A 23,761-nucleotide genomic window follows, 5' to 3' on the forward strand; every position below is an offset into this window, starting at 1 on the left:
GGTGAGCGAAGCGAAATCGGCGCAGCCGACGCGACGCAGGAGCGCCCTTTACACCTGACACGGAGACGCGACACTCACACCAGGAGGGGCGGCCCACCAACCCCACAACCCCCGCCACCCACCCACCCCACTCAACACCGCCCTGACCCGCACCCAACACCCGCAGCCCAGCCCCGCCCCCCACCACCGGCGCCCCACCACCCCGCATCGCCGTACCCTCGGACGCATGACTGACGCAGCAGCCGTAGCAGCCCGCGAGCCCGGCCGGCAGATCCAGATCCTCGACGCGCTCACCCCCGAACAGGCGGAAGACGTAGTCGGCCTGCTCGCGGAGGCCGCCGCCTCGGACGGCGTGCAGGCCGTCTCCGAGCAGGGCCGGCTCCAGCTGCGCGGCGGGCATCGGGAGGGCGTGCGGCACTTCCTGCTGACCGTCGAGGGGGATCTCGTCGGGTACGGACAGCTGGAGGACACCGACCCCATCGAGGCGCCCGCCGCCGAGCTGGTCGTCCGCCCCGGCCGCCGGGGACAGGGGCACGGCCGGGCGCTGGGGACGGCGCTGCTGGCCGCGTCCGGGAAGCGGCTGCGGGCGTGGGCGCACGGCGGCAAGGCGGCGGCCCGCCATCTGGCGCAGGTGCTCGGGCTGGCGCTCTTCCGCGAACTGCGCCAGCTCCGGCGCCCGTTGACCCCGACGGCGATCGACGAGCCGGTGCTGCCGGCCGGGGTCACCGTCCGTACGTTCGTCCCCGGTCAGGACGACGCGGCCTGGCTCGCCGTGAACGCCGCCGCCTTCGCCCACCACCCCGAGCAGGGCGCGCTCACGCAGCGGGACCTGGACGACCGTACGGCCGAGCCGTGGTTCGACCCGAAGGGCTTCTTCCTGGCGGAGCGCGACGGTGAGCTGATCGGCTTCCACTGGACCAAGGTGCACGCCGAGGAGCAGCTCGGCGAGGTGTACGTCGTCGGGATCAGCCCCGAGGCGCAGGGCGGCGGACTCGGCAAGGCGCTGACGGCGATCGGGCTGCGGCACCTGGCGGCGGAGGGGCTGACCACGGCGATGCTGTACGTGGACGCCGACAACACGGCGGCGGTGACGGTGTACGAGCGCCTCGGCTTCCGTACGCACGAGGTGGACCTGATGTACCGCACAGAGTCCTGAGCCCGGAGCACTGCCCCCTCACCCCTCACGCCCCGGCGGCCAGCACCGCCGCGCCCGCCAGCATCGTCACGGCCACCAGGCCATCGAGGACACGCCAGGACGAGGCGCGGCGGAAGAAGCCGGCCAGGAGGCGGGCCCCGTAGCCGAGCCCGGCGAACCAGCACAGGCTGGCCAGCACCGCGCCGGCGCCGAACTCCCAGCGCAGCGAGCCGTACGTGGCCGCGACGGCGCCGAGCAGCAGCACGGTGTCCAGGTAGACGTGGGGGTTCAGCCACGTCATGGCGAGGCAGGTCAGTACGGCCCGGCGGCCCGAGCGCTCCGCCGGGCCCTCGCCGTCCAGCGCGGCGGCGGGCCGCAGCGCCCGGCGGACGGCGAGCGCGCCGTAGGTGAGCAGGAAGGCCGCGCCGACGATACGTACCGCCACCAGCGCCGACGGCCAGGCGGTGACGAGCACGCCGAGGCCGCCGACTCCGCAGGCGATCAGCACCGCGTCCGAGAGCGCGCAGATCGCCACCACCGGCAGGACGGCCTCGCGTCGGATGCCCTGGCGCAGGACGAAGGCGTTCTGCGCGCCGATGGCGACGATGAGCGAGAGGCCGGTGCCGAATCCGGCGGCGGTGGCGGTGAGCGCGGTTCCCATACGGGCACGCTAAGGACCGGACGGCACCTTAGGCCAGCTAAATTTTCTTACGTACCATTAGAAGAAGTAATGTCGCCAGTACAGTGGCGCCGATAATGCAGCCATGCATTCCGTGATGTCCGAGCTGCCCCACGATCTGGTCCGCACCCTCCTCGCGGTGGTCGACGAGGGGACCTTCGACGCCGCCGCCACCGCCCTGCATGTGACGCCCTCCGCCGTGAGCCAGCGCGTCAAGGCGCTGGAGCAGCGCACCGGCCGCGTGCTGGTGACCCGTACCAAACCGGTCAGACCGACCGCGTCCGGACAGGTCGTGGTCCGCTTCGCGCGGCAGCTCGCCCGGCTGGAGGACGACGCGCGCGCAGAGCTCGGAATGAACGACGCCGAGGGGCACCCGCACCCGCGGCTGTCCATCGCGGTCAACGCGGACTCGCTGGCGACCTGGTTCCTGCCCGCGCTCACAGCACTCGCGGCACCCACGCCCCTCGCGCACGACACGCACGACTCCCACCACGCACACCACGCACACCACGCACACGACACGCACGACTCGAATGACGCACCACCGATCTACTTCGACCTGCGCCGCGAGGACGAGGCCCACACCACGGAGCTGCTGCGCGAGGGCGAGGTGATGGCGGCGGTGACCTCCTCGCCCGATCCGGTGGCGGGCTGCTCGGTGCGCCGGCTCGGCAGCATGCGCTATCTGCCCGTCGCCGCACCGGAGTTCGCCGCGCGGTGGCTGTCCGGCGACGACGTGGAACGGCTGCTGCCACGCGCGCCCCTGATCTGCTTCGACCGCCGCGACGAACTCCAGGACGCCTTCGTACGCGAACTCACCGGCGGACGTACCGGCGGGCGCGTCAACGCGAGCGCGCTGCGCCATCATGTCCCGTCCAACGAGGGCTTCGCCGACGCCGTGACGGCCGGTCTCGGCTGGGGGCTGGTGCCGAGGAGCCAGGCCGAACCCCGGCTGCGCGCGGGCACACTGGTCGGCTTCGCGCCGGGCCGCACGATGGAGGTGCCCCTGTACTGGCAGCAGTGGCGGCTCGACTCCCCCGCGCTGGCGACGGTGGCACGGGCGGTGGCCTCGGCGGCGGCACGGGCGCTCGAATGACCCGCTGAACGGGACGCACGGGACGCACAGTTCGCACCGGAAGTACGGGCCGCACCGTACAAGCGCTTGACGCCCGCCGCCCCCGTGCGGCACCCTTTCACTACTTCCTTAGCGAAAGGGTGGTTGAGCGGGTGATCGAGTACCGCATCGACCGGCGCAGCGGGGTGGCCACCTATCTCCAGATCGTGCAGCAGACCAAGCAGGCCCTGCGGCTCGGCCTGCTGGAGCCCGGCGACAAGCTGCCCACGGCACGCGAGGTGGTAGAGGCCACGGCCGTCAACGCGAACACCGTGCTCAAGGCGTACCGCGAACTGGAACGCGAGGGACTGGCCGAGGGACGGCGGGGGATGGGCACCTTCGTCCGGGGGACCCTCGGCCGCGGCTCCGCCGACAGCGCGCTGCGCGCGGAGCTGGCCGCCTGGACGGACCGCGCCCGCGCCGAGGGCCTGGACCGGGACGACATGACCGCGCTCTTCACGTCGGTGACGGAAGAGCGCTTCGCAACCGACACAACCGACAACGGGACCAGCAGGACCAACCCGGCCAACAGGGGGGACGAGGAGAGATGACAACGGCGACGACAGCGCCCGGGACAGCCATTGAGGCGGCGGGCCTCGGCAAACGGTACGGAAAGCCGCCCAACCCGATCCGGCGGCGGCGCCGGGAGCACTGGGCCCTGCGCGGCTGCTCCTTCCGTATCCCCACCGGGCGGATCTGCGCCCTCGTCGGCCCCAACGGCGCCGGCAAGTCCACCCTCCTCGCCCACGCGGCCGGGCTGCTGAAGCCCACCGAGGGCACGGTCGGCGTCCTCGGCGCGCCGGGCCCCGCGTCCGTACGGGCCAGGATCGCGTACGTGGCCCAGGACAAGCCGCTGTATCCGCGGCTGACCGTCGGGGAGACCCTGCGGATGGGCCGCGAGCTGAACGCGGAGCGATGGGACGACGCGCTCGCCGAGCGGGTCGTCGCGGGCGGCGGCCTGGACCACGGGTGGCGGGTCGATGCCCTCTCCGGTGGCCAGCGCACCCGGGTCGCGCTCGCCCTCGCGCTCGCCAAGCGCCCCGAACTGCTGCTGCTGGACGAACCGATGGCGGACCTCGACCCGCTCGCCCGGCACGAGCTGATGGGCACGCTGCTGGCCGAGGCGGCCGAGCAGGACACCACCGTCGTGATCTCCTCGCACATCCTCGCCGAGGTCGCCGAGACCTGTGACTACCTGCTGCTGGTGGACGGCGGCCGGATACGGCTCGGCGGCGAGACCGAGGACCTGCTCCTCGCGCACGCCCTGCTCACGGGCCCGGCGAGCGAGGCGGACGCGCTGGCGTCCCGCACGGTGGTCGAGTCCCGTACGACGGGACGGTCACTGACCGCGCTCGTACGGACGGAGGGCGGCCCCCCGCCGGCCGGCGACCGCTGGCGCACGGCCGAACCGTCGCTGGAGGAGCTGCTGCTCGCGTATCTGCGCTCGCCGGGGGCGCCGGTGCTGCTCACCCCGTCGGCCACGGCCACCCATACGGAAACGACGGAGACAGCGGAGACCACGGGCACGACGCAGACGGAGGTGACGGCATGAGCGCGCTGACCCTGCGCGGCCCGGACTGGGTGACCGGACGGCTGCACCGCCGGGCGCTGTGGACGGCGCTGGTGCTGCTGGTGCTCATGGCGGGCGTCACGGCCTACCTGTGGTGGAGGACCGCCGCCGCGTACAACGACTTCACTGCCACCGGTTGCGTCCTCCCCCACGAAGCGCCGCCGGCCGACGGCTGTGAGCTGCCGACCGAGCGGTACGAGGCGGTCGAGGACTGGTTCTTCTGGCTGCTCAAGAACCTCCAACTGCTGCTGCCGGTACTGCCCGCGGTCATCGGCTCGTTCGTCGCGGGCCCGGTGATCGCCCGCGAGCTGCAGGACGGCTCGTACAGGCTGGCCTGGACCCAGTCGGTCTCCCCCGCCCGCTGGCTGCTGTCGCGGCTCGCCCTGCCGACGGCGTGGGCGGTGCTGCTCACGGCGGTGTTCACCGTGGTCTTCCGCCTGGCCTGGTCCCACGGACCGCTCCACACGCACGACATCGACTACTACGACGACTTCTTCTACCTCGGGCTCGGTCCCGTCCTGGTGGGGTACGTGGTCTTCGGTATCGGGGTCGGAACGCTGGCGGCGGTGCTGACGCGCGAAACGGTCACAGCGATCTCGGTGACCAGTACGGCGGTGGTGATCGTCGGCTTCGCCTTCGCGGTCAAGCTGCGCGGCATGCTGCTGCCGACCACGACGACGGCGCCCGACGAGCCCCGACCCGACAACAGCTGGGTGGTCGACTGGCGCAGGGTGCCCATGCCGGAGAAGCCCGACCACGTCTACGAGCCCGGCATGACCGCCATGCAGGTGGACTACTACCCGGCCTCGCACTTCTGGCCGCTCCAGTTCATCGAGACCGGCATTCTGCTGGCCCTGGCGGCGCTGGCCGTCTACGGAGCGTTCCGGGCGCTGCGCAGGCTGCACGCGTAACGCCGTATCCATCCCGTGAGGGCTGTTACGGGGCCCGCAAGAGCCCCGCAACAGCCCTCACGCGGTCCCCGACCGCCCCCCGACCACCCCCACACCGCCCCCGCCGGTCCCCGTCCCGCTTCCCTACACGTCATGTCGCCGTTACCGGCCATTCAGACGCTCTTGCGACCCTCGCTGAATGCAGCCCGCTGTGCCCCCCACTCCGAGGAACGGCAGGATCCACCTCACCCCCGCTCTCTCCGACGCGCCCGTCATGCCCTCCGCGCGGAACAATGGGGACATGAGCCAGCAGCCCGCCGAGGTACCGGTCCAGAACGCGAAGCACCCCCACCAGCCCCCGCAGCCTCAGCCCCAGCCTCAGCCCCAGCCGCAGCCATCCGTGGGCTTCATAGCCGCGCACCGCCCCCACACGGTCGCCGCCACCGGTTCCGCGGGCGATCTCGAACCGGACCTCGACTCCGACCTCGACGACCTCGACGCGTACGAGGAGAGCGCCCTCGCCGCCCACCCCGACGGTACGGAGCTGCCCCAGGGCCGCTTCCTGGACCGGGAGCGCAGCTGGCTCGCCTTCAACGAGCGCGTCCTGGAGCTGGCCGAGGACCCCACCACCCCGCTCCTCGAACGGGCGAACTTCCTCGCCATCTTCGCGTCCAACCTGGACGAGTTCTTCATGGTCAGGGTCGCCGGGCTCAAGCGGCGCATCGCCACCGGCGTCGCCACCCGCTCCGCGTCCGGGCTCCAGCCGCGCGAGGTGCTGGACCTGATCTGGACCCGCTCGCGCGAGCTCATGGCCCGGCACGCCGCCTGCTACCAGCAGGACATCGCCCCCGCGCTCGCCGACGAGGGCGTCCACATCATCCGCTGGCCCGAGCTGACCGAGAAGGAGCAGGCGCGCCTCTTCACGCTCTTCCGCCAGCAGATCTTCCCCGTTCTCACCCCGCTGGCCGTCGACCCGGCGCACCCCTTCCCGTACATCTCCGGGCTCTCCCTCAACCTGGCCGTCGTCGTACGGAACCCGGTCAGCGGCCACCGCCACTTCGCGCGCGTCAAGGTGCCGCCGCTGCTCTCCCGCTTCCTGGAGGCGTCGCCGCAGCGGTACGTACCCCTCGAAGACGTGATAGCGGCGCATCTGGAGGAGCTGTTCCCGGGGATGGAGGTGCTGGCGCACCACATGTTCCGGGTCACGCGCAACGAGGACCTGGAAGTGGAGGAGGACGACGCCGAGAACCTCCTCAAGGCCCTCGAAAAGGAGCTGATGCGGCGCCGCTTCGGGCCGCCGGTGCGGCTGGAGGTCGAGGAGTCGATCGATCCGTACGTGCTCGATCTGCTGGTCCGCGAGCTGAAGGTGTCCGACGCGGAGGTCTATCCGCTGCCGGGGCCGCTCGATCTGACGGCGCTCTTCGGGATCTCGGCGCTGGACCGGCCCGAGCTGAAGTTCCCGAAGTTCATCGCGGGCACGCACCGCGATCTCGCCGAGGTGGAGTCGGCGTCGGCGCCGGACATCTTCGCCGCGCTGCGCGAGCGCGATGTGCTGCTGCACCACCCGTACGACTCGTTCTCGACGTCCGTGCAGGCGTTCCTGGAGCAGGCCGCGAGCGATCCGGACGTCCTGGCGATCAAGCAGACGCTGTACCGCACCTCGGGCGACTCGCCGATAGTGGACGCGCTGATCGACGCGGCCGAGTCGGGCAAGCAGGTGCTCGTCCTCGTCGAGATCAAGGCCCGCTTCGACGAGCAGGCGAACATCAAGTGGGCGCGGAAGCTGGAGGAGGCCGGCTGCCATGTGGTGTACGGCCTGGTCGGGCTGAAGACGCACTGCAAGCTGTCGCTGGTGGTACGGCAGGAGGGCGAGACCCTGCGCCGCTACTCGCACGTCGGGACGGGCAACTACCACCCGAAGACGGCCCGGCTCTACGAGGACCTCGGGCTGCTCACGGCGGACCCGCAGGTGGGCGCGGACCTCTCCGACCTCTTCAACCGGCTCTCGGGCTACTCGCGCCGGGAGACCTACCGCCGGCTGCTGGTCGCCCCGAAGTCGCTGCGCGACGGGCTCGTCTCCCGTATCAACAAGGAGGCGGCGCACCAGCGTGCCGGGCGGCCCGCGTATGTCCGTATCAAGGTCAACTCGCTGGTCGACGAGGCGGTCATCGACGCCTGCTACCGGGCCGCGCAGGCGGGTGTGCCGGTGGACATCTGGGTGCGCGGGATCTGCGCGGTACGGCCCGGGGTGGCCGGCCTCTCGGAGAACATCCGGGTCCGTTCGATACTGGGACGTTTCCTGGAGCACTCCCGGATCTTCGCGTTCGGCAACGGCGGCGAGCCGGAGGTCTGGCTCGGCAGCGCCGACATGATGCACCGCAATCTCGACCGCCGGATCGAGGCGCTGGTCCGGATCGCCGACCCGGCACACCGGGCGTCCATCACCCGGCTGCTGGAGACCGGGATGTCCGACTCGACGTCCTCCTGGCACCTGGGCGCGGACGGCAACTGGACGCGGCACGCCACGGATGCCGAGGGCCAGCCCCTGCGGCACGTACAGGAAATGCTCATTGACGCCCGGAGGCGAAGGCGTGCGGCACCATGAAGCGGACCCTCTGATGCGGGGGGCCACGGCGGACCCGGCTGACCTGCGGACGGACCTGCGGGCTGACCTACGGGCGGACCTGCGGGCGAACGCCGCCGTCCTGTCGGGCGGTGAGGTGCTGGCGGACTATCTGCACGGCCGCGCCGCCGACTTCCTGCGCGGGCTGCGGCTGTACGGCGAGAGCGGCGCGGACACGGAGGCGGCGGCGGAGGCGGCCCGCTCCCTGCGGGGCGCGGCGCGCCGGATCGGCGGCACCCTGCACACGTACCGGCCGCTGCTGGACGGGGGCTGGGCCGACCAGGTCCGTACGGAGCTGGGCTGGCTGTCGGGCACGCTCGCCCTGGAGCACGCGTGCGCGGCACGGGCCGGCCGGCTGCTGGGGGCGCTGGCCAGGCTGTCGGGGCCGCTGCCGCAGGCGCGCACGGAAGCGCAGCTCCCACCGGGCCCGCTAGGCCCGCCCGGACCCGCTTACGCGCCCCCTTCCAACCCGCCCCCTTCCAACCCGCCCCCTTCCAGCCCGGCCGCCCCCGACCGGACGCTCACGATGGGCGCGTCCCGGGCGGGCGCGCTGCTGGAGCGCCAGCTGACCCTGGCGCGGACCCGCGCGCACTCGGCGACGCTCCAGGCGCTGGGTTCTTCGCGCTTCCACGCGGTGGCCGACGCGGTGGCCGTACTCGCCTCGGAGGTACCGCTGACCGCGGCGGCCGAGGCCCCGGCCGGGGAGGTGCTGGCCGGTCCGGCGGAGGCGGCCGAGCGCAGGCTGCGGGACGCGGTGGCCACCCTGCCGCTGACCCGGGCCGCGCACCCGTACAACGCGGACGCCCTGATCCACGGCCTGGCCGCCGCGGCGGCGGGCGAGGCCCAGGACGCGCCGTGGCACCAGGTCAGACACCTGCTGCGGCTGCACCGCTACGCCGAGGAGGTACGGTCCGCCGGCAGCCTCCCCGACCCGGCACCGATCGCCGCGGGCCGGACCCTGGACCACCACCGCGACGCCGCCGAGGCCGCGTCGGCCGCCGCGAACGCGGCCCGCACCCCCAGGATCGCCCCGGCGACGGCGTACGCACTGGGCGTCCTGCACGCGGACCAGCGCCACGAGGTCGAGGCGGCACGCTTCGCGTTCCAGCAGGTGTGGCAGAAGGCGACGGTGACCACGCGGTGAGCGACCTGTCCGGCCCCGTGAGCCCCGTGAGCCCCGTAAGCCCTGTACGGGCGGCGGGCTGCGTCCTGTGGCGCCACGCCCCCGCCGGCGCCCCCGCCGGCGCCCCAGGCCCGTACATCTGCCTGGTCCACCGCCCCAAGTACGACGACTGGTCGCACCCGAAGGGCAAGCTCAAACGCGCCGAGACCCTGCTCGCCGCCGCCCTCCGAGAAGTCCTGGAGGAAACCGGCCACCACTGCACCCCGGGCCCCCTCCTCGACACCATCCACTACGAGGCCCAGGGCCGCCCCAAGGAAGTCACCTACTGGGCCGCCGAAGCCACCACCGGCACCTTCACCCCCAACTCCGAGGTGGACCGCCTCCTCTGGCTCCCCCCGGACCGCGCCCGCGCCCAACTCACCCAGCCCAGGGACCGCCTCCTGGTGGACGCGCTGCTGGCATCACTGCACGCGACGGAGTGACTCAGCCGGACCGGTCTCAGTCACCCGGACGGCTCGGACGGCTCGTACTCCTCGTGGGGAACCGCGTACTCCTCGTGCGGAACCGCCCGCTCCCACACCGCCTCGAAGGCCGCCGAGCACAGCCGCACCACGGCCGGATCGGCCGTACGCTCCTCGTCCCCCTCCGGGGACAGCTCGCCTTCCCCGGTGAAGTGGAGGAAGACGACCAGGCTGTCGTCGAGCAGCCAGAAGTCGTTGCCGGGAAGGGCGAGGTCCGAAGCCCGGCGCCGGGGAAGCCAGCGGACCTGCTCGCCGCCCGCCGTATTACCGGCCGTCAGATGGTGCTCGAACCGGATGTAGTCACTGACCGGCTCGGAAACGATCCGTGCCCGGCGCACCTCGACACCCCGACCGGTGATCTCCCGCATCAGCTCAAGCCAGGGCCGCTGATCCGGATCGCTGTCGGCGGAGACACTGCCCCGGTCCCGCTGCCAGGCGACGAAGCGGGGATCGGACCGCATATAGCCGTCCCGCATCTCCAAGTGCACCGCTGACCGCTCGGCCAGCCGGAACAGCTCGTCAAACGCCGGTTCCGCCGCCACCACTGACCTCCTGGAAGAACTGCGCCCTGTACCGCCATGTACGGGGGGATTTCCACAGCGGTCTCGTGGCCAGGCAGATCCAAGCGCGACAACCGCCCCTCTCCGCCAGTATCGCGTCAGACGATCACCGCGTCCCGGCTTGCGCCGAACGCACCGTCCGAGAACCCTCCGGAACGTCCTTGACGAACACAAGCCCGTCGCTGCCCGCCAAGTGGCCCGGGTCCAGCGGGGCGTAGCCGAACCACGGCGATACGCGGGGCGCCGGGCGCGTGGTGCCGAGGGTGGTGGCCAGCCGTCGGGCGTCGACGAGGGCGCGGTCCTGTGGGAGTGCGTACAGGAGACCTTCGACGGTGTCCGGCGGCGGGGTGTCCACTCCCTGGTGGCGGATCGTGCCGAGGGCCGTGGCCAGGAAGGCGTACTCCTCGCCCAGGTGGGCGCTCACCAGCGCGCCGGCGCTCCACCACTCCACCGGGCCCTGCCACATCTGCATCGCGCTCTTCTCCCGCTGGAGATGGGAGTTGTTGGCGTGGACCAGCGCCGGGCCCCGGGCGGCCGAGGCGACGGCGAGGAGGTTGTCGGCCATCATCCGGTCCCGCAGCGCGCACAGCCGAGCCATCCGGGCCGGTGAGGTGTCGGCCATCGCGTGGTGGTAACGCAGCAGACCGGCGGCGGTACGTCCGTACAGGCGCGCGCGTTCCCAGGCGTCCCGGGAGGTCGCCGCGATCAGGTGCGGCGTCTGTGCGTCGAGCAGCGTCACCAGATCGTCGGCGAGCAGCCGCAGCTCCCCGGCCTCGGCCGACCGCCCCACGGAGCGGGCCGGGTCCATCATCACGGCGGGATCGGCCCACCGGTCGTCGGTTTCGTCAGCCTCGTCGGCACCGTGGGCCTCGTCGACCTCGTCGGCACCGTGGGCCTCGTCGGCACCGTCGGCGCCGAGCAGGCGGTCGAGCGTCTCCGCCGTGCAGGGGAGCAGGTCCGCGTCCACCCACGCCGCGAGGTAGCCGTGGAGCGCGGTGAGGGCCCGGCGGGGGCTCTCGGCGTGGGTGATCTCCAGCGGGCCGTCGAACCCGGCGAAGCGGACCCGCTCCGGCTCGGGCCGGCCGTCGTTGTACGTCCGTATCCAGCGCACGAGTTCACGGTTGCCCTCGTGGGCGCCCCAACCGTGGCTGAATCCGTGCTCCATGACCTCGTCGAGGTCGCCCGTTCCCGAGGTGACGTAGTCGTCCACGACCAGGCCGCGCAGACAGTCGCTCTCGATCGCGATCGTCCCGTAGCCCTCCTCCTCGACGAGCTGCCGGAAGAGTTCGTTGCGCAGGCCGAGCAGCGCGTCCTCGCCGTGGGTGGGCTCGCCTAGGGCGAGCAGCCGGGGCCGTCCTGGGAGCAGCTTCATGACGGCGGAGGCGTCGACGGCATGGATGGTGTCCTTGATGTCAGTAGCCATGCCTTCAACGGTATCGTTGAACCCTCGGTGGAAACTTTTGCTCGATTCTTCCGCGATATCGTGGGCCTCATGGGACAGAACCTTCAAAGGGGTGAGCGGCTCCGGCCGGTCGATCTCGCGCGCGGGCACGGTCTGTCCACCCAGGCCGTCAGGAACTACGAGGACGCCGGCATCCTCCCGGCCGCCGACCGCACTCCGCACGGATACCGCGCCTACACCCCGCTGCACGCCCGGGCCCTGGCCGCGTTCCTCGCCCTCGTACCCGGCCACGGCCACGCGACGGCGACGGCGGTCATGCGGGCGGTGAACGAGGGCGCGCCCGAGGAGGCGTTCCGCCTCATCGACGAGAGCCACGCCCAGCTCCTCGACGACCGCCGGACCCTCCGGGCCGTGGAGAACGCCCTCCGCGACCTGACGCCCACCACCGCGCCCACCACCGCGCCCGGCCCCCGCACGCCGACCACCGCACCCGGCGGCGGCACCTTCATCGGGCCGCTCGCGGAGCAGCTCGGCATCCGGCCCGCGACGCTGCGCAAGTGGGAGCGCGCCGGGCTGATGCACCCGCGCCGCGACCCCCTCACCGGCTACCGCGTCTACGGCGAGGCCGACGTACGGGACGCCCGGCTGACCCACCAACTCCGGCGCGGAGGCTACCCGTTGGAGCGGATCGCCCCACTGATCACCCAGGTACGAACGGCCGGCGGCCTGGAGCCCCTGGCGCACGCACTGCACGACTGGCACAGCCGGCTCGCCACCCGCGGACGCGCGCTGCTGACCGGAGCCGCGGAACTGGACGCGTACCTCCGCGCCCGCGGCTGAGGCACCGTCGGCGTCACGGCCGAGGCGGCGGCGCGCCCGCTCACCCACCGCCCGACTCACCCACCACCCGACTCACCCGGCGCCTCCGTCAGCACCGCCGCGACAAGGGCGCGTCTGAGCCATACCTCGTACTCCTCGTGGGACCAACCGGCCTCCACGACCAGGCTGTCGTAAACACCGCCACTCATCAGCGCGACGGCGATATCCGCGGCCCGGAGTTCGACGTGTCGCCCGGTGACGCGGACGCGCGCGACGACCATGTCGACACCGAGCCTGTTGCGCCGGTTCCCCTCCGCCTGAGTGGCCGCGATCTCCGGGGCGACCGCGGCACCGGAGTTCAGCATGGTGACGATGTCACCGCAGCGCTCGCGCACCTGGCGGGCGGCCCTGGCCAGCAGTCCCAGCAGCGCGACGGGGTCCGTCAGCCGCGCCGCCTCGGCCATCAGGTCCGGGAGACCCGCCTCCTCGTCCATCAGGTCGACCAGCCCGTTGAGAACGCCGGCCTTGGAGCCGAAGTGGGCGTAGATCGTCTGCGGCGAGACGCCGGCCTCCTTCGCGATCGAACGGATCGGCGTGCGGGCGTAGCCGTGCTCGGCGAACAACCCGCGGGCCGCGGTGAGGATCGTGCGCAGCGCGAGCGCCTCGCGCCGGTCCCGGAGCCGGACGATTCCCGGCAGGTCCACCATGTAGGCTCCCGATTTAGAACAATGTTCCAGTAACTGGAATGACGTTCTCGACTCTATCAAGTCGCTACGACGAGGGAGAAGCAGATGACCGAGAAGCACATGAAGCTCCTGGTATTCGGAGCGAACGGCCCCACGGGACGGCTCGTCACCCAGCAGGCGCTCGCCGAGGGCCACCGGGTGACCGCCGTAACCCGGCGGCCCGACGCGTTCCCGGTCGACCACGCCCGGCTACGGGTGGCGGGCGCGGACGCGCTGGACCCCGCGGCGGTGGACGAGGTGATGGCCGGGCACGACCGTGTCATCTCGACCCTCGGCGTTCCGTACACCCGGGAACCGGTCACGCTCTATTCGCAGAGCGCCCGCCACATCGCGGCGGCGATGGGTCGGCACGGCCTGCGACGGCTGGTGTGCGTGACCTCGATCGGCGTGCACCCCGAGCTGCCGCCCGAAGAGAAGTTCTTCTTCCGCAAGGTCGTCGGGCCGATCCTGATGGCGATGGGGCGTCCGCTGTACGAGGACGCGCGCCGGATGGAGGAGGTCGTACGGGCCACCGATCTCGACTGGACGATCGTCCGCCCGTCCGGGCTGTTCGACGCCGCCGCCCTCTCCGACTACCGCGTCGCCGTCGCGCCACGGCGGCTGCCCGGCATGTTCACCTCCCGCACCGACCTGGCCGACGCGCTGCTGCGCGAGGCCGTCGACGACCGGCACCCACGCGCCTGCATCGAGGTGATCACCACCCAGGGCACCCCGAGCTACACCAGCGTGTTCCTCAAGGAGGCACTGCACATCGGCAAATGATCCGGGAAACGCCATCCGGAAACACCGTCCGGGAAATCACCGTCCGGGAAATCACCGAAAGTCACCGGCCGCCCGCCGTACCCGCCACCCCGCCGTAGCGGCCACCCACCACCCCCAGGCCCCTCCGGTGCGCCCCCGGAGGGGCCACACGCGCCCCGCACCCCGCACCCCACCTGCGCCCCACCCTCCCCGGCAGCCCCCGGCAGCCCCCACCCACCCCCGCCCACCTGCGGCGATCCCCCCACCCCCGGCCCCGGAGGCCCCCGTACCCCCCGCCGGGAGGCGGCCCCGCACCAGGCCGCCCGCCACGGTTCACCTTCCGTTCACTCGCACCCGTCGGCGGCTTCACCTGTTCTGCCTAATTTCGGCCTTACACGGTGCGTGGCAGACCGCCACGCCCGCCACCACCTCGCACGCCGCCGTAGAACGAGAGACACCCGGCGGCTCCTGGAAGGAAACACCCGAAGTGAAGCTTCTGCGCAAGAACGGGCTGCGCGCCACCGCGCTCGGTGCCCTCGCCGTCTCCGGCGCCCTGGTTCTCACGGCGTGCGGATCGGATGACAACAACGACGCTTCCAGCACACCCACGAAGTCCGACGCCGCCACCAGCGCCGTCTGCAAGGACGCCAAGGGGCAGCTGCTCGCTTCCGGTTCCAGCGCGCAGAAGAACGCCATGGACCTCTGGGTGAAGAACTACATGGCCACCTGTTCCGGTGTCCAGGTCAACTACAAGTCGTCGTCCTCCGGTGAGGGCATCGTCGCGTTCAACCAGGGCACCGTCGGCTTCGCCGGCTCCGACTCGGCGCTCAAGCCCGAAGAGGTCGCCGACTCGAAGAAGGTCTGCAAGGACGGCGGCCAGGGCATCAACCTGCCGATGGTCGGCGGCCCCATCGCGATCGGCTACCACCTGGAGGGCGTGGACAGCCTCGTCCTCGACGCTCCCACGCTCGCCAAGATCTTCGACAGCAAGATCAAGAACTGGGACGACGCGGCGATCAAGAAGCTCAACCCCGACGCCAAGCTCCCCAACAAGCCGATCCAGGCGTTCCACCGCTCCGAGGACTCCGGCACCACCCAGAACCTCGGCAAGTACCTGAGCGCCACCGCCTCCTCGGACTGGAAGTACGAGCCCGAGAAGAAGTGGCCGGCCCCGGGCGGCCAGGCGGCTTCCGGCTCGTCAGGCGTCGCCACCCAGGTGAAGCAGGTCGACGGCTCGATCGGTTACTTCGAGCTCTCCTACGCCACCTCGCAGAGCATCTCCACCGTCAAGATCGACACGGGCGCCAGCGCCCCCGTCGAGGCGACCTCCGAGAACGCCTCCAAGGCCATCGCCGCCGCCAAGATCAAGGGCACCGGCAAGGACCTGGCGCTGGACCTCGACTACACCACCAAGGCCGACGGCGCCTACCCGATCGTCCTCGTGACGTACGAGATCGCCTGCGACACGGGCAACAACCCCTCCACCCTCGCCACGGTCAAGTCCTTCCTGACCTACACCGCGAGCGCGGACGGCCAGAAGCTGCTCTCCGAGGCCGGCTACGCGCCGATCCCCGCGGAGATCAACAAGAAGGTCCAGGAGACGGTCGCCGCCCTGAGCTAAGACGCGAAAACGCTGAGGCGCGGAAACGCTACGGCGATACGGCGCGGAGGCGATACGGCGGCGATACGGCGCGGAGGCGCGCTACGGCGCCAAGGCGCGGTAACGCCCCAACGCCACCCACGGCGGCCGGTCCAGTGCCCCTAGGGCCCGGACCGGCCGCCACCGCCACACCCCCGTACCTCACGAAACACCCCCCACCCCCATCCGGTGCACCGCCGCCAGGGGAGCCCCGCTCCCCCACACAGACCGGAAAGACATGGCTTCCACCACACCGATAGACACGCCGCCGGCCCCGCCGGCTCCCCCCGCCGGCCGCTCCAGCAGCTCCACCGGCCGCGCGGGCGACAAGATCTTCGCCGGCCTCTCCAGCGGGTCCGGCATTCTGCTGCTCGTCATCATGGCGTCGATCGCGGGGTTCCTGACCTACCGCGCCGCCAACGCCATCTCCCAGGACCACGGCAACTTCCTCACCACGTTCGACTGGGACCCCTCCGCGAACCCGCCGGTCTTCGGCATCGCGGTCCTGCTCTTCGGTACGGTCGTCAGCTCGATCATCGCGATGGTCATCGCGGTTCCGATCGCTGTCGGCATCGCCCTGTTCATCTCGCACTACGCGCCCCGCCGGCTGGCCGCACCCCTCGCGTACGTCGTCGACCTGCTCGCCGCCGTGCCCAGCATCATCTACGGCATCTGGGGCGCCCTCGTCCTCGTGCCGTACCTCGGCGGTCTCAACAGCTGGCTCGACGAGTACTTCTCGTGGACGTACATCTTCGACCAGACCCAGCCCGGCGTGGCCCGCAACATGCTCACCGTCGGCATCCTGCTGGCGATCATGATCCTGCCGATCGTCACCAGCGTCAGCCGCGAGGTCTTCCTCCAGGTCCCGCGCATGAACGAGGAAGCCGCGCTCGCGCTCGGCGCGACCCGCTGGGAGGTGATCCGGCTCGCCGTCCTGCCCTTCGGACGCTCCGGTGTCATCTCCGCCTCGATGCTCGGGCTCGGCCGCGCGCTCGGCGAGACGATGGCCGTGGCCACCGTCCTCTCCCCGAACTACCTGATCTCGCTCCACCTGCTCGACCCGGGCGGCGGCACCTTCGCCCAGAACATCGCCGCGAAGTTCGACGAGGCCAACCCGCTCGGGCGCGACGCCCTGATCGCCTCCGGCCTCGTCCTCTTCATCCTCACCCTGCTGGTCAACAGCGCGGCCCGGCTGATCATCGCGCGCCGCAAGGAGTACTCGGGGGCCAACGCATGAGCCACACAGCCATAACGGACCAGCCGGCCCCGGTGGACCCGTCCAGCGGCCCGCGCGGCCACAGCAGCGGCAACCTCAGCCAGCGCAGCCTGCCGCGCTGGGCCCCCGCGGGCTTCGCCGTCCTCGCGGCCCTGATCGGCTCGGGCATCGGCGCCGGCGCCGGCCTCGACAGCAAGGTCCAGTGGGGCCTGATCGCCGTCGTGGCGTTCCTCGCCATCTCGTACGGCGTGACGACCGCGGTCGAGAACCAGCGCCAGGCCAGGGACCGCCTCGCCACCAGCGTCGTCTGGGTGTGCTTCGTCCTCGCCGTCATCCCGCTCTTCTCGCTGCTCTGGACGACCATCAGCCGCGGGGTGAAGGCCCTCGACATCAACTTCCTCACCCACTCGATGGCCGGGGTGCTCGGCTCCGAGGAGGGCGGCGGCGTCTACCACGCGCTGCTCGGCACGCTGGAGCAGGTCGGGATCGCCACCGTGATCTCCGTACCGCTCGGGCTGCTCACCGCCGTCTACCTGGTGGAGTACGGCAAGGGCGCGCTGGCCAAGGCCGTCACGTTCTTCGTGGACGTCATGACCGGCATCCCGTCCATCGTCGCGGGCCTCTTCATCCTGTCGCTCATGCTGATGACCGACACCCAGCCGTCCGGTCTGATGGGCTCGCTCGCGCTGACCATCCTGATGATCCCGGTCGTGGTGCGCTCCACCGAGGAGATGCTCAAGCTCGTCCCGAACGAGCTGCGCGAATCCGCGCTCGCGCTCGGCGTACCGAAGTGGCGCATGATCCTCAAGGTCGTCCTGCCGACCGCGATCGGCGGTATCACCACCGGCGTCATGCTCGCCATCGCGCGCATCGCCGGTGAGACCGCGCCGATCATCCTGCTGGTCTTCGGCAGCCAGCTGATCAACGCGAACCCCTTCGAAGGTGCCCAGTCCTCACTGCCCTTCTACATCTACGAGCAGTACAAGGTCGGCGAGGTGGCAGCGATCGACCGGGCCTGGGCAGCGGCCCTGGTCCTGATCGCGTTCGTCATGATCCTCAATCTGGTGGCCCGCGGCATCGCCCGCTGGAAGGCCCCGAAGACCGGCCGCTGAGGCCCCGAAAGAGACAGTGGTTCCATCATGGCCAAGCGAATCGACGTCAGCGGACTGACCGCCTACTACGGCTCCCACCGGGCCATCGACGACATCTCGATGACCGTGGAGCCCCGCTCCGTGACGGCCTTCATCGGCCCGTCCGGCTGCGGCAAGTCCACCTTCCTGCGCACCCTGAACCGGATGCACGAGGTCACCCCCGGCGGGCGCGTCGAGGGCAAGGTGCTCCTGGACGACCAGAACCTGTACGGCGCGAACGTCGACCCCGTCGCGGTGCGCCGCACGGTCGGCATGGTCTTCCAGCGCCCGAACCCGTTCCCCACCATGTCGATCTTCGACAACGTCGCGGCCGGTCTGCGGCTGAACGGCCTCGCCCGCAAGTCCGAGCTGTCGGACGTCGTCGAGAAGTCCCTCAAGGGCGCCAACCTCTGGAACGAGGTCAAGGACCGCCTGAACAAGCCGGGCTCCGGCCTCTCCGGCGGCCAGCAGCAGCGCCTGTGCATCGCCCGCGCGATCGCGGTCGAGCCGGAGGTGCTGCTGATGGACGAGCCGTGCTCGGCCCTCGACCCGATCTCGACGCTCGCGATCGAGGACCTGATCGGCGAGCTGAAGGAACGCTTCACCATCGTCATCGTGACGCACAACATGCAGCAGGCCGCGCGCGTCTCGGACCGTACGGCCTTCTTCAACCTGGCCGCCGTCGGCCAGCCCGGCAAGCTCGTCGAGATCGACGAGACCGAACGAATCTTCGCCAACCCGTCCGTACAGGCCACGGAGGACTACATCTCCGGCCGCTTCGGATAAGCCTTCGGGCAACCTTCGGGTAATCGGGTAAGGCGCCTCGACGTCCTGCGGTGCTGCATGGCGGTGCCACCGCAAGGCGAAGGGCCCGCCCCCTCTCCCAGGGGGCGGGCCCACTTTTCGTACGTAGGCGGTCAGCGGTCAGCCGAAGGCCAGGTTGACGATCCAACTGTGTCTCCCCGGGGGCAACCCCCGGACCCCCGGCCGGAACAGCCGCCCCGCGCCGAGACCGTCAGCCGAAGGCCAGGTTGACGATCCAGAAGCTCAGCGCCGCCACCAGCGCCGCCGCCGGCATCGTGATGAACCAGCCCAGAATGATGTTCTTGGCGATCCCCCAGCGCACCGCCTTCACGCGCTTCGTCGCCCCGACCCCCATGATCGCCGAGGTGATCACATGCGTCGTCGAGATCGGCGCGTGGAACAGGAACGCCGAGCCGAACATGATCGTCGCGCCGGTCGTCTCCGCCGCGAAACCCTGCGGCGGGTCCAGCTCGATGATCTTCCGGCCGAGCGTCCGCATGATGCGCCAGCCGCCCGCGTACGTACCGAGCGACAGCATCAGCGCACAGCTGATCTTCACCCAGACCGGGATCGCGTCGCCCTGGTCCTCCACATCGGCGATGACCAGGGCCATCACCACGATGCCCATCGTCTTCTGCGCGTCCTGGAGACCGTGGCCGAGCGCCATCCCCGCCGCCGACACCGTCTGCGCTATGCGGAAGCCGCGCTTGGCCTTGTGCGGGTTGGTCCTGCGGAACATCCACATGATCCCGACCATCACCAGATAGCCGAAGACCAGCCCGATCACGGGGGAGATGAACATCGGGATGACGATCTTCTCCAGCACGCCGCCCCAGATCACATCCGTACCGCCGGCCAGCGCCGCTCCCACCATGCCGCCGAACAGCGCGTGCGAGGAGGAGGACGGGAGCCCGAAGTACCAGGTGACCAGATTCCAGACGACCGCGCCGACGAGCGCGGCGAAGAGGATGCCCATCCCCCGCGAACCGTGCGGGGTGGCGATCAGCCCCTTGCTGACGGTATTGGCGACCCCCTGGCCGAGGAAGGCCCCGGCGAGGTTCATCACCGCGGCCATCGCGAGGGCGGCACGCGGGGTGAGGGCCCGGGTCGACACCGACGTCGCGATCGCGTTCGCGGAGTCGTGGAAGCCGTTCGTGTACGTGAAGCCGAGCGCGACGCCAATGGTCACGATCAGCGCAAAGGTGTCCACGTGGTTCAGGACTCCTTGACCGCGATGGTCTCCACCGTGTTCGCGACGTGTTCGAACGCGTCGGCGGCCTCTTCAAGCACGTCGACGATCTGCTTGAGCTTGAGCACCTCCATCGCGTCGTACTTACCGTTGAAGAGGTGGGCCAGCAGCTTGCGGTGGATCTGGTCGGCCTGGTTCTCCAGGCGGTTGACCTCGATCCAGTACTCGGTGAGGTTGCTCATCGTCCGCAGATGCGGCATGGCCTCGGCGGTCAGCTCGGCGGCCCTGGCGAGAACCTCGATCTGCTGCTCGACGCCCTTGGGCAGCTCTTCGATGTTGTAGAGGACGACGAGATCGACGGCCTCCTCCATGTAATCCATGATGTCGTCGAGCTGGGACGCGAGGCTGTAGATGTCCTCACGGTCGAACGGCGTGATGAAGGAGGAGTTGAGCTGATGGAAGATCGCGTGCGTGGCGTCGTCTCCCGCGTGCTCGGCCGCCCTCATCCGCTCCGCGATCTCGGCCCGGGCGGAGGAATCCGCCCCGAGGAGTTCCATGAGGAGCTTGGAGCCCGTGACGATGTTGTCCGCGGACGCGGCGAACATGTCGTAGAAGCTCGTCTCCCTGGGGGTCAGACGAAAGCGCACCTGGGGTCCTCGGGTTACATGGAATCGGTCAGGGGTGATGCTAAGCGCATCATCCGGCCACTGCTAACCGGCTGTCCCAGTGTCACTCATGGGGCAAGGTCATGAGACAGGGCCCTGCCCCAAGGCTCACAGACGGGTACCATATACCCAGGTGGGGTATATACCCCTTTTCGTACAACGGGAGGACGCGATGACGACCACCGACGCGGCCGGCTCCACGGCCCCCGCCGCGACCGTGCACGGCTACCACAAACAGAAGGACGAGCACCTCAAGCGGCTGCGCCGGATCGAGGGCCAGATCCGGGGGCTCCAGCGGCTGGTCGACGAGGATGTGTACTGCATCGACATACTGACGCAGGTCTCGGCCTCGACCAAGGCCCTTCAGTCCTTCGCGCTCCAGCTGCTGGAGGAGCATTTGCGCCACTGCGTGGCCGACGCGGCGGTCAAGGGCGGCGCGGAGATCGACGCGAAGGTGGAGGAGGCGACGAAGGCGATCGCCCGGCTCCTGCGCACCTGACGTCGTCGCGGTCGCGGTCGCGTTCCCGCGTGCCGACACCGCCGGTCGCGCCGCCGCGCTCGCGCCGTACGTTCAGCACCTCGTCGATACGGTCCGGGCTGAGCCGCTCCCCGTCCGTCGCCGACGCGGCGATCATCAGCTCTCCGCACCACTCGATCTCGGCGAGCGCCACATGGTCATGGACGGTCGGCGTGCGCAACAGAGCCACGGGCAATCACCTCTTCCAGCCGGTATCGACGAGCAAGCCCTAGCGTAGGGAGAGCGATACACACCGCGCATGGCACGTCCGGACCATTTCCGGCTAGGTCCTGGAGGGTTACGGCCCCGGATCGGGCGCGGGAAGGGAAGGAAAGGGGCAAGCCGGTCTACTCAAGGCGCCCAGCAGTCACCTCAGGTCATCTCGGGGCACCTCAGCTCACCTCAGCTCACCTCACCTCAGCTCAGGTCCCGATCTCGCCCTCGTAGATGTCGCCGCTCGGGGGCAGCGTGATGGTGACCGGCTCCCCGAACGCGTACAGGAGCGTCGTCGAGGCGACCTCGACCGTACGTCCCTGGTTGACGTAGCTGAACCGGTGGCGCACCTTGCGCAGCCGCCCGGCGTCGTCCAGATACGCGTCGAACGGCACCGCCGCCTTGGCGAACCCTTTCGCCGCGGCGGTCAGCGCCGCGCGGGCGTACGGCGACGCCTGCCGGCCCGCCCGCGCGATGTCCGCCACCCCCCGGTAGTGCCGCACCCGGGTACCGGCCAGATCCTGCTCCGCGACGAACGTCACATCCGTGGCGCTCCGCAGCAGCTCGGCGGCGGTCAGCGGGTCCGTCACCCCGCCGGTGACCAGGTTCCCGTCGTCCAGGGCCGTCGAGTCGACGCGGACCCACTTGTCGTCCGGGACCCCGGCACCGCGATTCTTCATATAGAGAACGTCGGGCGACAGCAGCTCCGTGATGGGCAGGTGCTCGTCCGCGCCCGAGGGGTCCTTCGGCAGCACGACCCGCAGCCGCCCCATCCGCCGCCCGAAGTCGTACCCGCCCTCGCCCCTGATGGTCACCCGGGTCCCGCCGGCCGCCATCTCCATCGACGTACTGGCCTTGGAGCTGCCGGCGGCGAGCAGGACATCCGCCGCCTCCCGTACGCGTACGACGTCGGCGTCCCGGCCCGGCCGCCCGTCCGCCGCCGACGTACTACCGCCGCCGCCTCCGCCACTGCCTCCGCCACTGCCCGCGCAGCCGCCGGCCGTGGCCACGACCCCCGCCACGGCCATGGCCGCGAACGCCACGCCTCCGCGTCTGTGCTGCCGCGCCACCACCGTGCCAACCCCCAACGCCCAACCGCCGCTTGCCCGAACCGCACCCGCTGTCCCCACCCACTGCGCATAACGACGCCCCCCGCACACCGTCACGCCAGAACCGGCCGCGAGCGGCGGATACCGGACACGAGCACGCGGGTACGGTGGAACCGTGAGCGAGCAAGACACCGACGCCCCGGTCACCTCGGTCCCCCCGGGCAGCGCCGAGCCGTCCCATGTGACATCGACGTTCGAACGCGGCTCGTTCTGCCTGGCCCGCTGCTCCTGCGGCTGGTCGGGCCCAGCCCGAAGATCCCGCGACCTCGCCCGCACGGACGCGGCCAACCACGGCGCGTAACCGCGCTGGGTGGTTGCGCTGGGTAGTCGCGCTGGGTAACGGCACTGGTGATCGCGGCGTGCGCACGGGTGCGGGTCAGAGCAACGCTGAGTGGGGTGGGTCGGTGGCGGGGGTTGTGGGTGTGGGGCCGCCCCCTTCGGCCGTCATTTTCGCGCTTCCGGGCCGGGTATCAAGGGCGCTCCTCCGTCGCGTCGGCTACGCCGATTCCGCTGCGCTCCACCCCTGACACCCAACCCTCCAGCGCAAGTGCAGGAGTGGAGGGGGCGGCCGGGGGGTGAGGGGGGCCCAAGAGGTCCGCTGCCCTGACGGTCGGCTCAGGGGCTGGCGGGCTGGTGGGCCCTGCGGGGCTGCGCGGCAGTGGCATGGGGCTGCCGGGCTCGTCTCGGCGGCTGACGGCCGCCGGTTGGCCGGCACTCATGCCCCGCTGGTCACTGTTGCGTTGTGGTGCCCGGGAGGTGGGCGGTGCCTGCTGTCCGGTCGGGGTCTTGGGGCCGGTCCGGGGGCCTCCGGGCGGTGCCCGGGGCGGGGAGTGTGACGTTAGAGCCACTTCCGGCACGTCAGATGGTCGCAGCGTCGCAGTTTTCGGGATCAAGCACTCCACCACCCGCCGATCTGTACCATATGGGGTGGTTTGGAAGGCGGTTGGGGGTCTCTCCGGACGGCACATGTGTCCTCAGGTGCGTTACACGCACTCCTCGGCGCGAAGACGGCCTCCGGGAGCCCACTTACCGCCACACGAGTCCCACCAGTCCCACCCCCACCCGGAGTGACCGGCGGGGCATGAGTCGCAACCAACAACAGACCGCTGGCCGCCGAGCCGGTGCCGAGTCACCCCATGCCACTGCCGCGTGGCCCCGCAGGGTCCACCGGGCCGCCGGCCCCTGAACCGGCCGCCAGAAAAGCAGACCCCCGGGCAACCCCTCACCCCCCGGCCGCCCCTCCCACACCCGCACTTGCGACTCCGGGACAGGTGTCAAGGGCGGAGCGCAGCGCAGTCGGCGCAGCCGACGCGACGCCAGGAGCGCCCTTTACACCTGTCACGGAGACGCGACACT

General features: G+C 70.9%; 24 protein-coding genes. 17 read left to right on the top strand and 7 right to left on the bottom strand.

Annotated elements, in window-relative coordinates; translation table 11 throughout:
* Nucleotides 1-226: 226 nt before the first annotated feature.
* On the top strand, nucleotides 227-1,156 hold the full coding sequence (gene mshD / locus AB0389_RS34655; protein WP_366399537.1) for a mycothiol synthase: 930 nt from the start codon (nucleotides 227-229) through the stop codon (nucleotides 1,154-1,156).
* A 25-nt stretch (nucleotides 1,157-1,181) separates the two neighbouring features.
* On the opposite strand, the gene AB0389_RS34660 is transcribed toward mshD, so the two are convergent.
* Complete coding sequence (locus AB0389_RS34660) at nucleotides 1,182-1,796, bottom strand: LysE/ArgO family amino acid transporter (RefSeq protein WP_366399538.1); 615 nt, start codon at nucleotides 1,794-1,796, stop codon at nucleotides 1,182-1,184.
* A gap of 112 nt (nucleotides 1,797-1,908) precedes the next feature.
* On the opposite strand from AB0389_RS34660, the gene AB0389_RS34665 reads away from it, so the two are divergent.
* From AB0389_RS34665 to AB0389_RS34695, 7 genes are all read left to right on the top strand, one after another.
* On the top strand, nucleotides 1,909-2,910 hold the full coding sequence (locus AB0389_RS34665) for a LysR family transcriptional regulator ArgP (RefSeq protein ID WP_366399569.1): 1,002 nt from the start codon (nucleotides 1,909-1,911) through the stop codon (nucleotides 2,908-2,910).
* Between the two features lie 131 nt (nucleotides 2,911-3,041).
* A complete protein-coding gene (locus tag AB0389_RS34670; protein WP_366399539.1) occupies nucleotides 3,042-3,479 on the top strand; it encodes a GntR family transcriptional regulator in 438 nt (145 codons plus the stop codon).
* Nucleotides 3,476-4,480: an ABC transporter ATP-binding protein gene (locus AB0389_RS34675; protein WP_366399540.1), complete on the top strand. Its 1,005-nt coding sequence runs from the start codon at nucleotides 3,476-3,478 to the stop codon at nucleotides 4,478-4,480. Before AB0389_RS34670 ends, AB0389_RS34675 begins: the two co-directional genes overlap by 4 nt.
* Nucleotides 4,477-5,409, top strand: a complete 933-nt coding sequence (locus tag AB0389_RS34680) for a hypothetical protein (RefSeq protein WP_366399541.1) — start codon at nucleotides 4,477-4,479, stop codon at nucleotides 5,407-5,409. Before AB0389_RS34675 ends, AB0389_RS34680 begins: the two co-directional genes overlap by 4 nt.
* A 280-nt stretch (nucleotides 5,410-5,689) precedes the next feature.
* The gene (locus AB0389_RS34685; RefSeq protein ID WP_366399542.1) at nucleotides 5,690-7,993 is read left to right on the top strand and encodes an RNA degradosome polyphosphate kinase; all 2,304 of its coding nucleotides are present in this window, start codon (nucleotides 5,690-5,692) and stop codon (nucleotides 7,991-7,993) included.
* A gap of 13 nt (nucleotides 7,994-8,006) precedes the next feature.
* Nucleotides 8,007-9,155 carry a CHAD domain-containing protein gene (locus AB0389_RS34690; protein WP_366399543.1) on the top strand — a complete coding sequence of 383 codons (1,149 nt, stop codon included), beginning with the start codon at nucleotides 8,007-8,009 and terminating at the stop codon, nucleotides 9,153-9,155.
* A gap of 26 nt (nucleotides 9,156-9,181) precedes the next feature.
* Nucleotides 9,182-9,616 carry an NUDIX hydrolase gene (locus tag AB0389_RS34695; RefSeq protein ID WP_366399544.1) on the top strand — a complete coding sequence of 145 codons (435 nt, stop codon included), beginning with the start codon at nucleotides 9,182-9,184 and terminating at the stop codon, nucleotides 9,614-9,616.
* 20 nt (nucleotides 9,617-9,636) lie between these two features.
* Here AB0389_RS34695 and AB0389_RS34700 read toward each other — a convergent pair whose 3' ends face one another.
* Both AB0389_RS34700 and AB0389_RS34705 read right to left on the bottom strand, forming a co-directional pair.
* Nucleotides 9,637-10,197: a DUF6879 family protein gene (locus AB0389_RS34700; RefSeq protein ID WP_366399545.1), complete on the bottom strand. Its 561-nt coding sequence runs from the start codon at nucleotides 10,195-10,197 to the stop codon at nucleotides 9,637-9,639.
* 124 nt (nucleotides 10,198-10,321) lie between these two features.
* Nucleotides 10,322-11,638, bottom strand: a complete 1,317-nt coding sequence (locus AB0389_RS34705; protein WP_366399546.1) for an erythromycin esterase family protein — start codon at nucleotides 11,636-11,638, stop codon at nucleotides 10,322-10,324.
* A 69-nt stretch (nucleotides 11,639-11,707) separates the two neighbouring features.
* On the opposite strand from AB0389_RS34705, the gene AB0389_RS34710 reads away from it, so the two are divergent.
* Nucleotides 11,708-12,457 (top strand): TioE family transcriptional regulator, encoded by a 750-nt coding sequence (locus AB0389_RS34710; protein WP_366399547.1) that lies wholly within the window; start codon nucleotides 11,708-11,710, stop codon nucleotides 12,455-12,457.
* Between the two features lie 56 nt (nucleotides 12,458-12,513).
* Here AB0389_RS34710 and AB0389_RS34715 read toward each other — a convergent pair whose 3' ends face one another.
* A complete protein-coding gene (locus AB0389_RS34715) occupies nucleotides 12,514-13,143 on the bottom strand; it encodes a helix-turn-helix domain-containing protein (RefSeq protein ID WP_366399548.1) in 630 nt (209 codons plus the stop codon).
* Between the two features lie 84 nt (nucleotides 13,144-13,227).
* Between AB0389_RS34715 and AB0389_RS34720 the strand changes: the two genes are divergently transcribed.
* The 5 genes from AB0389_RS34720 (at nucleotide 13,228) to pstB (ending at nucleotide 18,694) form a co-directional block, all read left to right on the top strand.
* Nucleotides 13,228-13,944, top strand: coding sequence for an SDR family oxidoreductase (locus tag AB0389_RS34720; protein ID WP_366399549.1), 717 nt, complete (start codon nucleotides 13,228-13,230; stop codon nucleotides 13,942-13,944).
* A gap of 466 nt (nucleotides 13,945-14,410) precedes the next feature.
* The gene (gene pstS, locus AB0389_RS34725; RefSeq protein ID WP_366399550.1) at nucleotides 14,411-15,544 is read left to right on the top strand and encodes a phosphate ABC transporter substrate-binding protein PstS; all 1,134 of its coding nucleotides are present in this window, start codon (nucleotides 14,411-14,413) and stop codon (nucleotides 15,542-15,544) included.
* Between the two features lie 256 nt (nucleotides 15,545-15,800).
* Nucleotides 15,801-16,799 carry a phosphate ABC transporter permease subunit PstC gene (gene pstC, locus AB0389_RS34730; RefSeq protein WP_366399551.1) on the top strand — a complete coding sequence of 333 codons (999 nt, stop codon included), beginning with the start codon at nucleotides 15,801-15,803 and terminating at the stop codon, nucleotides 16,797-16,799.
* Nucleotides 16,796-17,890 carry a phosphate ABC transporter permease PstA gene (pstA, locus tag AB0389_RS34735; protein ID WP_366399552.1) on the top strand — a complete coding sequence of 365 codons (1,095 nt, stop codon included), beginning with the start codon at nucleotides 16,796-16,798 and terminating at the stop codon, nucleotides 17,888-17,890. The genes pstC and pstA overlap by 4 nt, the downstream gene beginning before the upstream one ends.
* A 27-nt stretch (nucleotides 17,891-17,917) precedes the next feature.
* Nucleotides 17,918-18,694, top strand: coding sequence for a phosphate ABC transporter ATP-binding protein PstB (gene pstB / locus AB0389_RS34740; RefSeq protein ID WP_366399553.1), 777 nt, complete (start codon nucleotides 17,918-17,920; stop codon nucleotides 18,692-18,694).
* A 229-nt stretch (nucleotides 18,695-18,923) separates the two neighbouring features.
* Here pstB and AB0389_RS34745 read toward each other — a convergent pair whose 3' ends face one another.
* Both AB0389_RS34745 and AB0389_RS34750 read right to left on the bottom strand, forming a co-directional pair.
* Nucleotides 18,924-19,922: an inorganic phosphate transporter gene (locus AB0389_RS34745; RefSeq protein ID WP_366399554.1), complete on the bottom strand. Its 999-nt coding sequence runs from the start codon at nucleotides 19,920-19,922 to the stop codon at nucleotides 18,924-18,926.
* Nucleotides 19,923-19,927: 5 nt separating this feature from the next.
* Complete coding sequence (locus tag AB0389_RS34750) at nucleotides 19,928-20,548, bottom strand: DUF47 family protein (RefSeq protein WP_366399555.1); 621 nt, start codon at nucleotides 20,546-20,548, stop codon at nucleotides 19,928-19,930.
* A 190-nt stretch (nucleotides 20,549-20,738) separates the two neighbouring features.
* Here AB0389_RS34750 and AB0389_RS34755 point away from each other — a divergent pair, with 190 nt between their 5' ends.
* Together AB0389_RS34755 and AB0389_RS34760 are read left to right on the top strand one after the other, a co-directional pair.
* Nucleotides 20,739-21,065, top strand: a complete 327-nt coding sequence (locus tag AB0389_RS34755) for a metal-sensitive transcriptional regulator (protein WP_114660060.1) — start codon at nucleotides 20,739-20,741, stop codon at nucleotides 21,063-21,065.
* 29 nt (nucleotides 21,066-21,094) lie between these two features.
* Nucleotides 21,095-21,316 carry a hypothetical protein gene (locus tag AB0389_RS34760; RefSeq protein ID WP_366399572.1) on the top strand — a complete coding sequence of 74 codons (222 nt, stop codon included), beginning with the start codon at nucleotides 21,095-21,097 and terminating at the stop codon, nucleotides 21,314-21,316.
* 189 nt (nucleotides 21,317-21,505) lie between these two features.
* Here the strand turns inward: AB0389_RS34760 and AB0389_RS34765 are convergent, their stop codons facing one another.
* Nucleotides 21,506-22,369, bottom strand: coding sequence for a hypothetical protein (locus AB0389_RS34765; protein ID WP_366399570.1), 864 nt, complete (start codon nucleotides 22,367-22,369; stop codon nucleotides 21,506-21,508).
* 151 nt (nucleotides 22,370-22,520) lie between these two features.
* On the opposite strand from AB0389_RS34765, the gene AB0389_RS34770 reads away from it, so the two are divergent.
* Nucleotides 22,521-22,706 (top strand): hypothetical protein, encoded by a 186-nt coding sequence (locus tag AB0389_RS34770; protein ID WP_366399556.1) that lies wholly within the window; start codon nucleotides 22,521-22,523, stop codon nucleotides 22,704-22,706.
* The last annotated feature ends 1,055 nt before the right edge of the window (nucleotides 22,707-23,761 follow it).

This window comes from Streptomyces sp. NPDC093109 (assembly GCF_040701725.1).
In the GTDB taxonomy this organism is placed as follows: domain Bacteria; phylum Actinomycetota; class Actinomycetes; order Streptomycetales; family Streptomycetaceae; genus Streptomyces.

What these genes read in the sequence shown, in the direction of transcription:
- pstC (WP_366399551.1), top strand. Translation starts at nt 15,801, where the DNA reads ATGGCTTCCACCACACCGATAGACACGCCGCCGGCCCCGCCGGCTCCC.
- pstB (WP_366399553.1), top strand. Translation starts at nt 17,918, where the DNA reads ATGGCCAAGCGAATCGACGTCAGCGGACTGACCGCCTACTACGGCTCC.
- AB0389_RS34755 (WP_114660060.1), top strand. Translation starts at nt 20,739, where the DNA reads ATGACGACCACCGACGCGGCCGGCTCCACGGCCCCCGCCGCGACCGTG.
- AB0389_RS34680 (WP_366399541.1), top strand. Translation starts at nt 4,477, where the DNA reads ATGAGCGCGCTGACCCTGCGCGGCCCGGACTGGGTGACCGGACGGCTG.
- AB0389_RS34660 (WP_366399538.1), bottom strand. Translation starts at nt 1,796, where the DNA reads ATGGGAACCGCGCTCACCGCCACCGCCGCCGGATTCGGCACCGGCCTC.
- AB0389_RS34720 (WP_366399549.1), top strand. Translation starts at nt 13,228, where the DNA reads ATGACCGAGAAGCACATGAAGCTCCTGGTATTCGGAGCGAACGGCCCC.
- pstA (WP_366399552.1), top strand. Translation starts at nt 16,796, where the DNA reads ATGAGCCACACAGCCATAACGGACCAGCCGGCCCCGGTGGACCCGTCC.
- mshD (WP_366399537.1), top strand. Translation starts at nt 227, where the DNA reads ATGACTGACGCAGCAGCCGTAGCAGCCCGCGAGCCCGGCCGGCAGATC.
- AB0389_RS34690 (WP_366399543.1), top strand. Translation starts at nt 8,007, where the DNA reads ATGCGGGGGGCCACGGCGGACCCGGCTGACCTGCGGACGGACCTGCGG.
- AB0389_RS34710 (WP_366399547.1), top strand. Translation starts at nt 11,708, where the DNA reads ATGGGACAGAACCTTCAAAGGGGTGAGCGGCTCCGGCCGGTCGATCTC.
- AB0389_RS34685 (WP_366399542.1), top strand. Translation starts at nt 5,690, where the DNA reads ATGAGCCAGCAGCCCGCCGAGGTACCGGTCCAGAACGCGAAGCACCCC.
- AB0389_RS34715 (WP_366399548.1), bottom strand. Translation starts at nt 13,143, where the DNA reads ATGGTGGACCTGCCGGGAATCGTCCGGCTCCGGGACCGGCGCGAGGCG.
- AB0389_RS34675 (WP_366399540.1), top strand. Translation starts at nt 3,476, where the DNA reads ATGACAACGGCGACGACAGCGCCCGGGACAGCCATTGAGGCGGCGGGC.
- AB0389_RS34705 (WP_366399546.1), bottom strand. Translation starts at nt 11,638, where the DNA reads ATGGCTACTGACATCAAGGACACCATCCATGCCGTCGACGCCTCCGCC.